At 47.1% G+C, this 14,887-nt stretch carries 15 protein-coding genes; 6 read left to right on the forward strand and 9 right to left on the reverse strand.

Annotated elements, in window-relative coordinates; translation table 11 throughout:
• From A3IE_RS0109975 to A3IE_RS22035, 6 genes are all read right to left on the reverse strand, one after another.
• The coding region (locus A3IE_RS0109975; protein ID WP_020395475.1) for an IS1/IS1595 family N-terminal zinc-binding domain-containing protein at positions 1-201 on the reverse strand (201 nt) is incomplete at its 3' end.
• Positions 202-639: 438 nt separating this feature from the next.
• Positions 640-1,257, reverse strand: a complete 618-nt coding sequence (locus A3IE_RS0109980) for a nucleotidyltransferase family protein (protein WP_020395476.1) — start codon at positions 1,255-1,257, stop codon at positions 640-642.
• Positions 1,250-2,215: an XdhC family protein gene (locus A3IE_RS0109985; RefSeq protein WP_020395477.1), complete on the reverse strand. Its 966-nt coding sequence runs from the start codon at positions 2,213-2,215 to the stop codon at positions 1,250-1,252. The genes A3IE_RS0109980 and A3IE_RS0109985 overlap by 8 nt, the downstream gene beginning before the upstream one ends.
• Complete coding sequence (locus A3IE_RS0109990; protein ID WP_020395478.1) at positions 2,215-4,410, reverse strand: xanthine dehydrogenase family protein molybdopterin-binding subunit; 2,196 nt, start codon at positions 4,408-4,410, stop codon at positions 2,215-2,217. Before A3IE_RS0109990 ends, A3IE_RS0109985 begins: the two co-directional genes overlap by 1 nt.
• 11 nt (positions 4,411-4,421) lie before the next feature.
• On the reverse strand, positions 4,422-4,880 hold the full coding sequence (locus A3IE_RS0109995; protein ID WP_020395479.1) for a (2Fe-2S)-binding protein: 459 nt from the start codon (positions 4,878-4,880) through the stop codon (positions 4,422-4,424).
• Positions 4,881-4,995: 115 nt separating this feature from the next.
• Complete coding sequence (locus tag A3IE_RS22035) at positions 4,996-5,997, reverse strand: hypothetical protein (RefSeq protein WP_020395480.1); 1,002 nt, start codon at positions 5,995-5,997, stop codon at positions 4,996-4,998.
• A gap of 233 nt (positions 5,998-6,230) precedes the next feature.
• On the opposite strand from A3IE_RS22035, the gene carA reads away from it, so the two are divergent.
• The 5 genes from carA (at position 6,231) to A3IE_RS0110025 (ending at position 11,938) form a co-directional block, all read left to right on the forward strand.
• Entirely contained in the window at positions 6,231-7,373 is a 1,143-nt protein-coding gene (carA, locus tag A3IE_RS0110005; RefSeq protein WP_020395481.1) for a glutamine-hydrolyzing carbamoyl-phosphate synthase small subunit, read from the forward strand.
• 25 nt (positions 7,374-7,398) lie between these two features.
• A complete protein-coding gene (gene carB, locus A3IE_RS0110010; RefSeq protein WP_020395482.1) occupies positions 7,399-10,641 on the forward strand; it encodes a carbamoyl-phosphate synthase large subunit in 3,243 nt (1,080 codons plus the stop codon).
• A gap of 20 nt (positions 10,642-10,661) precedes the next feature.
• Complete coding sequence (gene greA, locus A3IE_RS0110015; RefSeq protein ID WP_020395483.1) at positions 10,662-11,144, forward strand: transcription elongation factor GreA; 483 nt, start codon at positions 10,662-10,664, stop codon at positions 11,142-11,144.
• 90 nt (positions 11,145-11,234) lie between these two features.
• Positions 11,235-11,525, forward strand: coding sequence for a hypothetical protein (locus A3IE_RS0110020; protein ID WP_020395484.1), 291 nt, complete (start codon positions 11,235-11,237; stop codon positions 11,523-11,525).
• Positions 11,522-11,938, forward strand: a complete 417-nt coding sequence (locus tag A3IE_RS0110025; RefSeq protein WP_020395485.1) for an antitoxin Xre/MbcA/ParS toxin-binding domain-containing protein — start codon at positions 11,522-11,524, stop codon at positions 11,936-11,938. Before A3IE_RS0110020 ends, A3IE_RS0110025 begins: the two co-directional genes overlap by 4 nt.
• Before the next feature lie 12 nt (positions 11,939-11,950).
• Here A3IE_RS0110025 and A3IE_RS0110030 read toward each other — a convergent pair whose 3' ends face one another.
• Together A3IE_RS0110030 and A3IE_RS0110035 are read right to left on the reverse strand one after the other, a co-directional pair.
• On the reverse strand, positions 11,951-12,325 hold the full coding sequence (locus A3IE_RS0110030; protein WP_020395486.1) for a hypothetical protein: 375 nt from the start codon (positions 12,323-12,325) through the stop codon (positions 11,951-11,953).
• A 140-nt stretch (positions 12,326-12,465) separates the two neighbouring features.
• Positions 12,466-13,353 carry a carbon-nitrogen hydrolase gene (locus tag A3IE_RS0110035; RefSeq protein ID WP_026154871.1) on the reverse strand — a complete coding sequence of 296 codons (888 nt, stop codon included), beginning with the start codon at positions 13,351-13,353 and terminating at the stop codon, positions 12,466-12,468.
• 80 nt (positions 13,354-13,433) lie between these two features.
• Between A3IE_RS0110035 and A3IE_RS0110040 the strand changes: the two genes are divergently transcribed.
• Complete coding sequence (locus A3IE_RS0110040) at positions 13,434-14,048, forward strand: YigZ family protein (RefSeq protein WP_020395488.1); 615 nt, start codon at positions 13,434-13,436, stop codon at positions 14,046-14,048.
• A 33-nt stretch (positions 14,049-14,081) separates the two neighbouring features.
• Here the strand turns inward: A3IE_RS0110040 and A3IE_RS0110045 are convergent, their stop codons facing one another.
• Positions 14,082-14,828 carry a tetratricopeptide repeat protein gene (locus A3IE_RS0110045; protein WP_110721453.1) on the reverse strand — a complete coding sequence of 249 codons (747 nt, stop codon included), beginning with the start codon at positions 14,826-14,828 and terminating at the stop codon, positions 14,082-14,084.
• Positions 14,829-14,887: the final 59 nt, after the last annotated feature.

A 14,887-nucleotide genomic window follows, 5' to 3' on the forward strand; every position in this document is an offset into this window, starting at 1 on the left:
ATCTCTAACCCCTGAACCATTGATCGCCATCTCAACAATTTTTTCGGGAATACCGTCGCGGTTGCCCACATTATGATAGTAAAGTTGAAAACTACGTTGGCAATCACGGCAGCGGTAACGCGGTTCACCACTACGCGCATAGCCGTGTTTGTAAATCGATGCACTTTGACAGTAGCGGCAGTCGACTGGTACGGTGGCCATACACACCTCTTCCTCAGATCAAATGCCTTTAACGATAAAGCTCCATCAAAGCGTTTTCAACTCCCTTAAATCACGACCCGCTATTTTTTGTTATGCATGAATATCCATTTTGGTGTTGCAAACCGAGGGTTTATGTAGATGTAGAGCGAAACAATAAACTGACTTTGGTTTATATTCATGCTATCCCCAAGCATTCTAAAGATCATTGCTTGAAATATACTTTAGATTTGCCAGAGGCTTTGCCTACGTTTAGGCGCTTTTTAAATCATGTGTGGACATTGACCCAAAGTGAACCAATTCCTCGCGAATTAAGAGGGCCTAATTTCTATGCCCCCGTTTTAAGTGATGGAGAGGTTTTTAAATTGACTAATAATTTCAGAGATTAAATCATTTTAGTGAAAGGCGGCTTCCTAGAGAAAACTTTCGATTTTATTTAACCTACCTAGGCGATCTAGGCTTCTCATCTAAATGGAATGTGTTTAAATCATCGAGCGTATCAATATCTATTAAAATACCTTGGTCTTGGGTCGGTATGAGCTGAAGCTGGGGGGCATATTTTTTAAGGATTTGCTGAGCGCCTTGGTCTTGGTTCAAGTTCAGTAACTCGTTTTTAAAATAACTTGAGAAACCGACGGGATGTCCACGTTTATCTTGATAAGTAGGTGCAGCAAGTTTAGCGCCGCTTAATAAAGCATCCGCTACTGCACAAAAACTGCTGGCTTGGATAAAGGGCATATCCGCGAGAACAATCAACCAACCTTGACGAGGCGAGCTGTGCTCAATGGCTTTTGCAATACTAGAGCCGATACCTTGGTCTGCTTGGTGATGGATCAGGCTATTTAAGCCGAGGTCTTGATAGTGTTGTTGTAAGGGTGGGCTGTTGGCATTTACTACCACCAACACCTCGTCAAATAAGGCCTGCAAATGATGGGCGGCTTGTAATCCAAGTGGAATGCCATTGGCGAGGGGATGCAGGAGTTTCGCAGAGCCAAAACGTGTGCTTTGGCCTGCGGCTAATAAAACGGCGGTTAGTTCAGCACCATAACGTTTAGGCACGTTTATTACGCTGGGCGATGATGTCCGCCATAATCGAAATCGCAATTTCAGCGGGTGTATGACTGCCGATATTTAAACCCACGGGCGCTCGTAGGCGCGCAATATGGGCTTCAGGAATAGCTAATTGGCGCATACGTTCACGGCGTTTATCGCTAGAAAGCTTGGATCCTAAAGCACCGATATAAAACGCATCCGTGTTTAAAGCCTCCATCAGTGCCATATCATCCAGTTTAGGATCATGGGTGAGGGCTAAAATAATCGTGCGCTGATAATGTTGCAGTGCTAACACCGCATCATCAGGCATCATCGTCAGTAGCGGCGCTTGCGGCATATTCCATTCTTCGCGGTACTCTTCGCGTGGATCGCAGACTTGGACTTGATAATCCAAAGCGAGCGCAAATTGTGTGACATAACGCGCTAAATGGTTCGCGCCAATCAGCAGCATACGCCATTGTGGGCCGTAGGTTTTTTGTACGAAATCCTCATTTACCGTAAAAGTTTCGAGCTGGGCAGGATTATTAGGGTTAAGAGAGGCTTTGCCTGTTTCCAGATTTAGACGGCGCACTAGCACTTTGCCCGCTTGCAAGTCTTGTAAAAGCTGTTGCCAATGGTCTGTATCCAGCATTGGCTCCAGTAAAAGCTCTAATTGTCCGCCACAAGGTAAGCCGAAACGGGCGGCTTCACCTTGAGTCACGCCATAACGAATCACCAGTGGACGGCTTAACTGACTCCATTCACCTTGTTGGCAACGTTGCAATAAGTCGTCTTCCACACAGCCGCCCGAGACCGAACCAGCGTGGCGGCCTGTCGCTGTCATGACTAATAATGAACCGGCTGGGCGTGGCGCTGAACCCCACGTTTTGAGGACAGTCACCAGCAAGGGTGCTAAACCTTGCTGATGGAAGTCTAAAGCGCTACTCAGGATTTCAAGGTCTGAACCCTGTAACGTCGCTGACATTAGGCTTTGTTTCCGAGCGGCAGTTCATAATGGCGCTTGCCAGTCGCAGCAAATAAAGCATTTGCTACCGCAGGGGCTAAAGGCGGAACACCTGGTTCGCCGACCCCACTGGGGTTTTCTTGTGACGCCAAAATATGTACTTCAACCACGGGCATTTGATTGATGCGTAGTGGGGTATAATCGTGGAAATTCGACTGCTCGACTTGACCGTCTTTAAGGGTGATTTTCTCACCCAAAGCCGCTGACAAGGCATAACCAACGCCACCCGTCATTTGGGCGGTGATCACATCCGGATTAACCGCAACACCACAATCCACGGCAACGACGACACGGTCGACACTAAAAGTGCCATCTTCTTTAACCGTTACTTCCGCCACTTCCGCCACGTAACTATTAAAAGACTTCACCACCGCAATCCCACGACCACGTCCCTTGGGTAATGCAGTGCCCCACCCCGCCTTTTCCGCCGCTAAATTCAATACAGCTAAGTGGCGTGGTGAATCTTTCAAGAGGGGACGACGAAATTCCACGGGGTCTTTGCCTGCAGCATGCGCCATTTCATCAATGAAACATTCAGTCGCATAAGCGGTATGGGTATGACCCACCGAACGCCACCATTGCACCGTGACTGGAATATCGGTGGGCGTATGCAGCTCAATCGCCTTATGGGGAATCGCATAAGGTTCACCCGCACCTTCCACTGACATCGGGTCAAAGCCATTTTGCATCATGCCTTCCATCGGTGTACCGGTCACAATGGATTGACCGACCACGCGTTGAAACCAAGCCGTCGCATTACCCGCTTGATCAAGGCCAGCTTGTAAACTGTGATAAAACGCAGGCCGGTAATAGCCCTTACGCATATCATCCTCACGCGTCCAAACCATCTTGACTGGCACGCGATCGGGGCTGGCTTTCGCAATCATAACGGCTTCTAAAATATAATCTGACGCTGGATTGCCGCGTCGCCCAAAAGAACCACCCGCGTATAGGCTATTAATTTTTACCTGAGCAGGATCAATGCCGAGTACTTTCCCGACTAGCATTTGGTCAATGGTGTGTAATTGTGCGCCATACCATAATTCGCAACCTTGTTCCGTCAATTGAACCACGCAATTCATCGGCTCCATGGCAGCGTGCGCCAAATAGGGAAAGCTATAAGCCGCTTTCACGGTTTTGGCAGCAGTCTGTAAAGCCTCTTGGGCAGAGCCTTCTTTGAGGGTTTCTTTTCCGGCTTGTTCGGCTAGTTTTTGGTAGGCCGCGAATTGGTCGGCACTGCTTCCTTTATAAGCCTTGCTATCGTCCCACGTTATTTTCAGAGCATCACGCCCTTTCTTAGCTGACCAGAAATCAGTGGCTAATACCGCAACCGCATTCGGCAAAGTCACAACCGATTTGACGCCAGCAACAGCTTTTGTAGCGCTATCATCAACGCTTTTAACGCTAGCACCAAACCAAGGGGCATGAGCGACTAGCGCGGTGAGCATATTGGGTAATTGCACGTCTTGGGTAAATTGCGCTGTGCCATTCACTTTGCCCATAATATCAACGCGTTGTAGATCAGATTTGCCGATATAAACGAATTGCTCGGGTTTTTTAAGCTCAACCGTGGCAGGAACAGCTTGTTTTTGAGCGGCCTCGGCAAGTTCGCCGAAAGTCGCTTTTTTACCTGAAGCATGGCTGACCACACCTTTTTGCACCGTGATTTCGCTGGCTGGAACTCCCCATAAACTGGCAGCGGCTCCAACCAACATGACTTTGGCAGCGGCGCCTGCTTGGCGCATTTGCAGATAAGAGTTCGCCATACTGGTACTACCGCCGGTACCTTGAATATTACCAAAGGCCATATTGCCATAGCGTGAGGCGTCCGCAGGCGCATTCTCAGTGCGAATTTGTGCCCAATCCGCATCCATTTCCTCAGCAATTAAGGTCGACAAGCCAGTGTGGCTACCTTGACCCATCTCCATGTGTTTGGAAATAATGTGAATCGTATTATCGGGATCAATGCGAATAAACGCATTTGGCTCAAATAAACCGTGTTTTAATTCGGTGCTGCCCGCTTCACCAGGCCCTGCGACTTTGGCGGCCTTCTCTTCGGCTTGAGCCGCGTCCCAATAAACACCTAAGGTCAAACTCCCTGCTACCGCAGCCGCTACTTTAAAGAAATGACGACGGCTCTGATTAATGGTTTCCATCTTATTTCTCCTTAAGCTAGGCTGGCGGCCGCTTGTTTAATCGCTGTTTTGATACTTTGGTAAGTCGCACAGCGGCAGATATTGCCCGCCATGAAACTATTAATTTCATCATCGGTAGGCTTGGGATTTTGGCTTAATAACGCCGTTGCGGACATGAGTTGACCCGATTGGCAGTAGCCACATTGGGGAACATTATTCGCAAGCCAAGCCGCTTGCAGGGCTTGAGTCACTTTGGAGCTTTGTGATGCGCCTTCGATGGTAGTTATTTGCTTACCTTCCACTGCGGAAACTGGGGTGACACAAGCACGTGTCGGCTGACCATCAACATGGACGGTGCAAGCGCCACATTGTGCGAGTCCGCAGCCAAATTTTGTTCCGGTTAAATGCGCGTGATCGCGTAAAGCCCACAACAGTGGCATATCCGGCGCGATATCTAATTCTTGGGTTTGACCATTAATCATCAGTTTCATAAAGAATTCCTAGTGTGGTGGTCTTGGTGCATTGGGTATTGTCTTTGAGGATATATCATGTTGTACAGCATTCGTCCAAAACCTTGTTGGGGCTGAGGATTAGTGCAGGGCTAGCTCATGGTGGACTGGCCCAGAGCAATTCAGGCGTACACGCTTTTTCATCACGCTTGCCGAAAAGCCGGACTGTATAGCCTTGCTTAATGATTTCATCTAACGCTTTTTTAACGGTCGTAGCACTTGCGGTTAAGGACACAATGCGTCGTCCTTTGGGGGTATCAATAAGTATAGAGAAAGAGGAGTTCCAAGCACTAGGTTTACAAACAAGCGTTTTAGTCTGCGTTTTAATTTTTAGAATAGGATCTTCAGATTGATTGATATCCGCCCACTGATAAGCGCTCAGCTTTCCAGTTGCCACAGGCGTGACATTGGAAAGATCGGGTGAAAAACTTTGTTTATTGGCTGGCAGTTTGACGGCTTTTTTATTCGGTTTGCTGGTAAAACGGGTAAATAAAGGGAACGAGGTTTTACCCAATTGACCATTGAGTTTTTGCCACTGACTGTCTTTGGCTTGATAAATGTCGGTGCGCCAATAGCCTGAACCAAAACTCATGAACACGAGCTCGGCTTTTTTGTCACCATTCAAATCCAGCAGGTCTTTAATATGTTTCTTATCGAAATCAAAATAACCTTCAAACTCCACTAAGGTGGGGCGGCCTGCTTTATCGAATAATAGGGTAATTAAGTGCGAGCTCGGTGCTAAACCATTACCCATGGTTTCATAAACTAACAGACCATCCGCAACCCAGTTTCTATCTAAATCAGCCCTATAAAAGGCATACACGCGCTCGTTTAGGGTGATGCTCCACGGTAAATTATTTTTGTCTTTACCTTTTAAGACTACATCCAGTTCATTAGGGCGCGATAAACTCACTGTGCCTAGGCCAAAGCTGACTTGCGTCAGGGGCTTTTGCTGAGTAGAAGCACCCAAGTATTTAATAGGAAAGGTTTTTTTTAAACTGGTAGCCGGTAAGGGTAAATAGTCACCTTGGTAAGCGTGAGCGCTAGAAGCCACTAGCAAGCTGCTAACTATTGCAGCAAAAAAGCGTAAGACTTGCATCCTGTGATCCCTCACCTAATAGTCCGTGAAATAGAGCGCTTAAGCCATTTCAACGCATCATAGCTAGCTCTTATCGGAACCGCCAAGCAGATTTTTGTAAGTAAAAGTTATGATGCAGTGCATCATGGCGTGGACACCTTGTTAAGCTACGGGTAAAATAGCGCCCTGCGAATTCTGCGGGATGAGTGCAACGTACTCATCCCGTTATTATATGTGGATCTTGGAGGTTTGTTTTGGACAAGCTGGCACTGCTGGTATTAGAAGATGGAAGTGTATTTCGTGGGCGCTCCATCGGCTGTGATGGCCAGACTGTAGGCGAGGTAGTATTTAATACCGCGCTCACAGGCTATCAAGAAATTCTGACCGACCCGTCTTATGCACGACAAATTGTAACCCTCACTTACCCACATATTGGTAATGTTGGTGTTAATCCTGACGATTGTGAGTCTGATAGCGTTTACGCAGCGGGTTTAGTGGTGCGTGACGTGCCTGCTTTATATAGCAGTTGGCGTGGGACGGAATCGCTACCTGCTTATTTGGTGCGCAATAAAATCGTAGCGATTGCGGATATTGATACCCGCCGTTTAACGCGTATTTTGCGTGAAAAAGGCGCACAACGTGGCTGTATTGTTGCGGGGAATGCTTTGAACGAGCAGCAAGCCCTAGCGGCAGCTAAAGCTTTCCCCGGCTTGCAGGGTATGGATTTGGCTAAAGAAGTCACTGTTAAAGAACCTTATGTCTGGACAGAAGGATCCTGGCAGCTTAAGCCAGAGGTAGCGCGTGCCTCGACGGCACAGACTGCCGAGTTCCATGTGGTAGCATATGATTTTGGCGTGAAGAAAAATATCTTACGCATGTTGGTAGATCGTGGCTGCAAAGTCACGGTGGTTCCAGCACAAACGCCAGCGGCAGAGGTGTTAGCTCTCAAGCCGAATGGTGTGTTCCTATCTAATGGGCCTGGTGACCCTGAGCCTTGTGATTATGCGATTAAAGCGATTCGTGAGTTTATTGATAAACGCATTCCCACCTTTGGTATTTGTCTAGGCCATCAGTTATTGGGCTTGGCCAGTGGTGCGCGTACGCGGAAAATGAAGTTTGGTCATCATGGTGCGAACCATCCGGTACAAAATATGGCAACCGGTCAGGTCATGATTAGTAGCCAAAACCATGGTTTTGCGGTCGATGAAAATACCTTGCCTAGTCATGTAAAAGCGACTTATCGCTCTTTGTTTGATAATACTTTGCAAGGTATTGAGCTGACTAATTGCCCTGCTTTTAGTTTCCAAGGTCATCCTGAAGCCAGTCCAGGGCCACACGATGTAGCACCTGTTTTTGATCATTTTATTGGAATGATGCGTGCCGCACGTGCCGCCTAATCCTGTCGAGCAATAGAGTAAAATCATGTCGAAACGTACGGATATTAACAGCATCCTCATTATTGGTGCGGGCCCTATTGTGATCGGTCAAGCTTGCGAGTTTGACTATTCTGGCGCACAGGCGTGCAAAGCCCTACGCGAAGAAGGCTATCGCGTCATTCTGGTGAACTCCAATCCTGCTACCATTATGACCGACCCTGAAATGGCGGATGCGGTCTATATTGAGCCGATTCGTTGGCAAACCGTTGAAAAAATTATTGAAAAAGAGCGCCCTGACGCTTTATTGCCGACGATGGGCGGTCAGACAGCATTGAATTGTGCTTTGGATTTGGCGCGGCGCGGTATTTTAGAAAAATACGGTGTGGAAATGATTGGGGCGAATGAAGCGGCCATTGAAATGGCTGAGGATCGCCAGAAATTCCGTATTGCCATGGATGAAATCGGCCTTGAATCCGCCCGTTCGGGTGTGGCTCATACTATGGATGAAGCGCGTGCGGTACAAGCCAGCTTAGGTTATCCAGTGGTGATTCGCCCTTCTTTCACCATGGGTGGAACGGGTGGCGGCATCGCTTATAACAAAGAAGAGTTTGAAACGATTGTTGCGCGCGGCTTAGATATGTCGCCGACCACTGAAGTATTGCTCGAAGAGTCTTTGCTCGGTTGGAAAGAATATGAAATGGAGGTAGTGCGGGATCGTAAAGACAACTGCATTATTGTTTGCTCCATTGAAAACTTCGACCCTATGGGTGTGCATACCGGAGACTCGATTACGGTTGCCCCTGCGCAAACCCTGACGGATAAGGAATATCAATTATTACGTAATGCTTCCTTAGCGGTATTGCGCAAAATCGGTGTTGATACAGGTGGCTCGAATGTGCAATTTGCGGTAAATCCAAAAAATGGCCGTATTATTGTCATTGAAATGAATCCGCGTGTATCACGTTCTTCAGCCTTGGCTTCGAAAGCAACCGGTTTTCCGATTGCGAAAGTAGCGGCGAAATTGGCTGTCGGTTATACCTTGGATGAGCTGCGTAATGATATTACGGGTGGCGCAACGCCGGCCTCTTTTGAACCCAGTATTGATTATGTCGTCACCAAAATTCCTCGCTTTACCTTCGAAAAATTCCCACAAGCCGATGCACGTTTGACTACGCAAATGAAATCTGTGGGCGAGGTGATGGCGATTGGCCGTACTTTCCAAGAGTCGTTGCAGAAAGCTTTGCGCGGTTTGGAAACAGGCATTGATGGCTTGAATGAGCGTTTAGCATTGAATACGCCTGATGCTAAAGATGTGTTGCGCAGTGAGCTTACAGAACCCCATGGCGAACGGATTTTATATGTAGCCGATGCTTTCCGCCATGGTTTGAGTCTCGATGAAATTCATGCTCAAACCAGTATTGATCCTTGGTTTTTAGTGCAAATCCAAGAGCTTGTAGATATTGAGCAAGGTTTAAAAAAACGCTTATTAAGTGATATTACGGCAGACGAAATGCGTCAGTTAAAGCGTAAAGGTTTTTCTGATCGCCGTTTAGCAAAATTGATTCTTAATCCATCCAGAGCATTGACCAGTGCGGATGAGCGTCAAATTCGTAATGCTCGTCACGCGCTTAATGTACGTCCCGTTTATAAACGGGTGGATACCTGTGCGGCTGAATTTGCTACTAATACCGCTTATATGTATTCCACTTATGAGGAAGAATGCGAGTCTAACCCCTCAGACCGTAAGAAAATTATGGTATTAGGCGGTGGCCCTAATCGTATTGGACAAGGGATCGAGTTCGATTATTGCTGTGTACATGCGGCTTTAGCGTTGCGCGATGATGGCTTTGAAACCATTATGGTAAATTGCAATCCAGAAACAGTCTCCACCGATTATGACACCTCCGATCGTTTGTACTTCGAGCCTTTGACGTTAGAAGATGTGATGGAAATTGTCGATTTGGAAAAGCCTTATGGGGTGATTGTGCAATATGGTGGTCAAACGCCACTGAAATTGGCGCGCGATTTAGAAGCCTTGGGTGCGCCGATTATTGGGACATCACCGGACTCCATCGACCTTGCAGAAGACCGTGAACGCTTCCAGCAACTGATTCATAAGCTCGGCTTAAAACAACCGCCTAATCGTACCGCACGCACTACAGATGAGGCTGTCCATCTGGCAGAGGAAATTGGCTATCCTTTAGTAGTGCGTCCCTCTTATGTATTGGGTGGGCGGGCTATGGAGATTGTTTATAACGAAAATGAATTGCGTCGCTATACGACTACCGCAGTATCGGTCTCCAATGACTCGCCTGTGTTACTGGATCGCTTTTTGGATGATGCGGTTGAAGTTGACGTCGATGCCATTTGTGATGGTGATAATGTATTAATTGGCGGCATTATGCAGCATATTGAGCAGGCGGGTATTCACTCCGGTGACTCGGCTTGCTCACTACCGCCTTATTCCTTAAGTGCTGAAATTCAAGATGAATTACGCGCCCAAGCCGCTCGGATGGCCAAAGCTTTGAAAGTTATCGGCTTGATGAATACGCAGTTCGCTATTAAGAATAATGAGGTGTATGTATTGGAGGTAAATCCACGTGCCTCACGGACTGTGCCTTATGTATCGAAGGCGATTGGCGTGCCTTTAGCGAAAATTGCAGCGCGTTGTATGGCAGGACAAACATTAGCGGCTCAAAACGCCACAACAGAAGTGATTCCAAGCTATTATTCTGTTAAAGAAGCTGTTTTCCCCTTCATTAAATTCCCAGGTGTGGATCCCATTCTGAGTCCAGAAATGAAGTCAACGGGGGAGGTCATGGGAGTGGGTAAGTCTTTTGCGGAAGCCTTTGGTAAGGCGCAATACGCCGCAGGTGAACGTATTCCCACTGCTGGTGTCGTCTTTATTAGTGTGCGTGAAGCAGACCGTCGTCATTTACCCTATTTAGGGCAGATGCTCATGAAGCAAGGTTTCCGTATCGTGGCAACCCGTGGGACGGCACGTGAATTGGAAAATGCAGGCATTGCTTGTGAAACGGTGAATAAGATGCGCGAGGGGCGTCCAAACATCGTGGATATGATCAAGAATGAGGAAATTGACCTCATTATTAATACGACTGAGGGTGAGCAATCCACGCGCGATTCTTTTGAAATTCGGCGTGAAGCATTACAACATCGTATTAGTTATACCACTACAGTAGCAGGTGCGAGTGCCTTGTGTATGGCGATGAGCTATACGGATGATGAGCAAGTCTATCGTTTGCAGGATTTGCACCAAGGCAAACTCTAAAGAATAAAGGAGGAGTAGAGATGAGTCGTCCACCCTTAACGGCTAAAGGTGCGGAGCGCCTGAAGCAGGAATTGAATCGTTTAAAAACCGAAGAGCGCCCGCGTATTGTACAAGCGATTGCTGAAGCACGCGCTCACGGTGATTTGAAGGAAAATGCCGAATACCATGCTGCGCGCGAGCAACAAGGTTTCTGTGAAGGCCGTATTCAAGAGCTTGAAAGTGTGCTGTCTTTGGCGCAGGTCATTGATGTTGAAGTGGTTGGCGCGGCCAATCCGGGCAAAATCGTCTTTGGTGCTACCGTTGAATTGGAAGAGCTAGAAAGCGGCGAAACCATTACTTATCAAATCGTAGGCGATGCAGAAGCCGACATTAAGCACGGCATGATTGCAGTTTCCTCACCTATCGCAAGAGCCTTGATTGGTAAGGAAGAGGGAGACACCGCGATTGTGCAAGCGCCCGGCGGTCAACGCAAATATGAAATTTTGACGGTCAGTTACGCTTAAGGCGTAACAACCTGCCCATTGGGAGGATTGGCGAGGGGGTAAGAAAACCATAACCTAGTAGTTTAATCTGGTATCCCATGGAGCAGCTTTATGTCTGACCTTTCTCAAGAGCGTCGTATCCTCATAGCTATGCGTAAAACCTTAGCAAGTATTGTACGGGATTTAACACCCAAGGATACCGCACAAGCTTATCCTTTAAGCGATGCAACGGTTGAGGATGTCAAGGCTTGTTTTGATCTTATTGCGGCGCGTGAACGTGAGTTAGCGGTACAAGATGGCTTAAGTACACGCGAACTGCCGCGCTTTAGTGATGAACCGAAAGCCGCACAAGTCATTTCTATCGCCAACCTGAAAGCAACCTTAAAACGAGGTGTCGAATGACGACACTTCCTCTAAGGCAGCTCACTCAACAAGTTTTGCAGCAACTCAGCACATGGCAGTTGAGCGCCGAAGACATTATTCATTTATTAGGTTTAAGTACGGATATTAAGCCGCGCCATCTACAATCTTATCTCAAAGGTGATCGTGAATTGCCGGACTCGCCGGAGCTTCAAGTACGTCTTGAGCATTTAGTTGGGATTAGTGAAGCTCTAGCCACTACCTTTCCCTTTAGTGCTGAAATGCGAGTCATGTGGTTGCGTCGCTCGCATCGACGTTTTCAAAGTCAAACTCCTTTAGCGGTGATGATGACTGAAGGTGTGGATGGACTACAAAAAGTGCGTATGGATGTCGATTGTGCTTATAGTTATGCCATCGCAGATGCGATGTACGCTGCCCAGCAACAATCTAGTTAATACTCTCTATTTTCAGCGGATACGCGCATTAGGTTGGCGCATGGGCTTATTCGCAAAACGCTTGGTGGTGCTAACAGGATTTTGGCTTAAGTCTTGATAAACGTGTTTTCGAGTGACTTTCCCCGTTTGTACGTCCCAAACACGCTGTGCCATCTGCTGCGCTTTTAAAAAGCTGGGGTGTGTGATGAGCGAATCATACCATTCAGAGTTCCACAAATAATCCGTAAAATCTAACAAGGGATTGGGGTTAGTACGCTCAAATGGAGCCTGTGTAGTAAGCTGATCAGCATGTACTATCACATCCCCTAGGGCAGCTTTCCACATCACAAGCCCTAAACATCCAGCCGTTAGCAATGTTCTAGCACTTAGGCGAGTCTTCTCCGCCATAACTTCTGCTCCCACGTCAGAATATGCTTCATTTTTAAAGGTTATATGAAAAGAATACGCAAAGTCCCTTCACAACCCGCACAGTAAGAAGCAATTGATCGGCAAAGACTATTTTTTTCCGCTAAACGGTAGTGTTTTAGTTAGTCTCTATAACGTTTATTCAGCTCAGTGTAAGCATCGATACGACGATCACGGAAATAAGGCCACCAACGGCGCAAGGTTTCTGTGCGGTTCATATCCAATTCAACCACCAACACTTGATCCTGCTGCGTATCTGCTTGTGCTAAAAATTCGCCCTGTCCACCACAGATCATACTGGAACCCCAGAATTGGCTTCCTGAACCTTGCGCCGTTGGCGCGGTTTCAAAACCAACACGATTGCAGCTTAAGACTGGCAAATTATTCGCAATGGCATGAGCGCGTTGAATGGTAATCCATGCGTCCCGTTGGCGTGCTTGTTCCTCGGGCGTGTCATCCGGATTCCAGCCAATGGCCGTTGGGTAAAGCAAAAGCTCAGCACCAGCTAATGCCATTAAGCGTGCTGCTTCGGGATACCACTGATCCCAGCAGACTAATACACCTAGCAGGCCGACACTGGTTTGGATGGGTGTAAAGCCTAAATCACCCGGAGTGAAGTAATATTTTTCATAGTAGCCGGGGTCATCAGGAATGTGCATTTTACGATATTTGCCTGCAATACGACCGTCTTTTTCCAAGACCACAGCGGTATTGTGATATAAGCCTGTCGCGCGTTTTTCGAACAGCGAGCATACAATCACGATATTTAATTCAGCCGCTAATTGCCCCAACGTTTCGGTAGTAGGTCCCGGAATCGTTTCGGCTAAGTCAAAATAATCAGCATTTTCTTCTTGGCAAAAATATAAGCCTGTGTGTAATTCTTGGAGCAATACTAATTGTGCGCCTTTTGCGGCTGCTTCCCGTATCCCAGCCATACTTTTTGCTAAGTTCGCGTTATAATCTGAATTATTGCTATGTTGAACGGTGGCGACGGTGAGAAAGCGCTTCATAATGAGTTCCAAGTCCTGCCATAAAGCGCGCATTCTAGCGAAATGCTAGGCGGTGCAACACTATCAAATTCATTAACATCATGAATAGTTTTCCCATTCCCGCCCAAACCTTGCACTACGAGCAGACCATTAAAAACAGTCGTTTTATTAGCTATTTGGCACACGCACCAAGTCCAGAACTAGCGCATCAAATCATTGATCAGTATCGCTTACAGTATGCCGATGCGCGGCATGTGTGCTGGGCTTTTATTGCTGGGCAGCCGCGTTTTACCACAGCAGTGAGTTGTAGCGATGATGGCGAACCCGCAGGAACGGCAGGGAAGCCTATGTTAAATGTGTTGCAACATGGTGAGGTGGGTGAAATTGTAGCGGTCGTGATTCGCTATTTTGGTGGTATTAAACTAGGAACTGGCGGTTTGGTACGTGCTTATTCAAGTTCAGTGGCGGAAGCCTATAAGCTGTTACCAACCCGACTTAAAGTACCTATCCAACGTTTTCAATTAAACTTGGCTTATCCTTTAGAGGATGTGACACGCCGTATGTTAGCCAGCTATGGTTGTGCGATTGAGAGCGCCGATTATCAAACCCAATTAAGCTTACTCTGTCGGGGTGCACAAGATCAGGTGCAGCTTTTTCGAAAAGCGTTGCAGGAAGTAGGGCGCGGTCAGATTGAGCTAGCGCTATTCCTTGAGTAGGCCGAAATAATTCAGCCGCTCTAAAGTCAGTGCCTAGGCTAATTCGTTTTTTAGCATAGTCTCTGCTTGTTTGACCCACGTTTGTTCTTTCTGGCGGTAATATTTAGGGGCGCGACGGGCATGTAACTGTATTTCCTCCAATACTTGGCGCGCTTTGCCCAATTGACCTTGTTGGTGTAATAATTGCGCATAGCGAAAACGCGCTTCTTCACCCGGATAGGATAAGACTAAAGCTTGATACTCTTCTAACGCGCGTTCAGGCTCATTAGCTGCTGCTAAAGCGCGGGCATACAATAAATGTCCGTCAGGTGAGCGGAAACTCGGGTGGGCGGCAATTAAATCATCCAAGGTTTTAATACAAGCTTGCGGATTATTAGCTCCCATTTGGGCTTGTGCTAATTTGAGCAGAATATCAGGGTCGTCATGCCCATTATTACGGCACCGCTCTAACTGTGTGATAGCCTCGGTGAAAAAGCCCGCTTCAATACATTCATCCGCCAATTTCACGCGATTTTCAATGGTATCCGCGATTTCCAATTCGTCTTTGCGTTTACGTAATTCACGCTCAGGATCAACTGCTTTCAATAAGCGATTGCCTGCTTTACGCACGGTGTGATTGTTGCCCATGTCCGGTAAGACTTGGGTAAAGAAATAGACTGCACAACCCAGTAAGGGTAAAAAGGCAATGATATAAATCCAAAATGTTTCTCGACCCGTGCGTACCACATGAATCGCAAAACCAATCTGAATTAAAATAACTAAAGCCCCTAATATTGGCATAATCATCTTCTCTGGTTAGGTGAGGGTACTATTTTAGTTGTTTAGAAATAATTTGTTAA

Origin of the sequence: Thiolinea disciformis DSM 14473 (assembly GCF_000371925.1) — a bacterium.
GTDB lineage: Bacteria > Pseudomonadota > Gammaproteobacteria > Thiotrichales > Thiotrichaceae > Thiolinea > Thiolinea disciformis.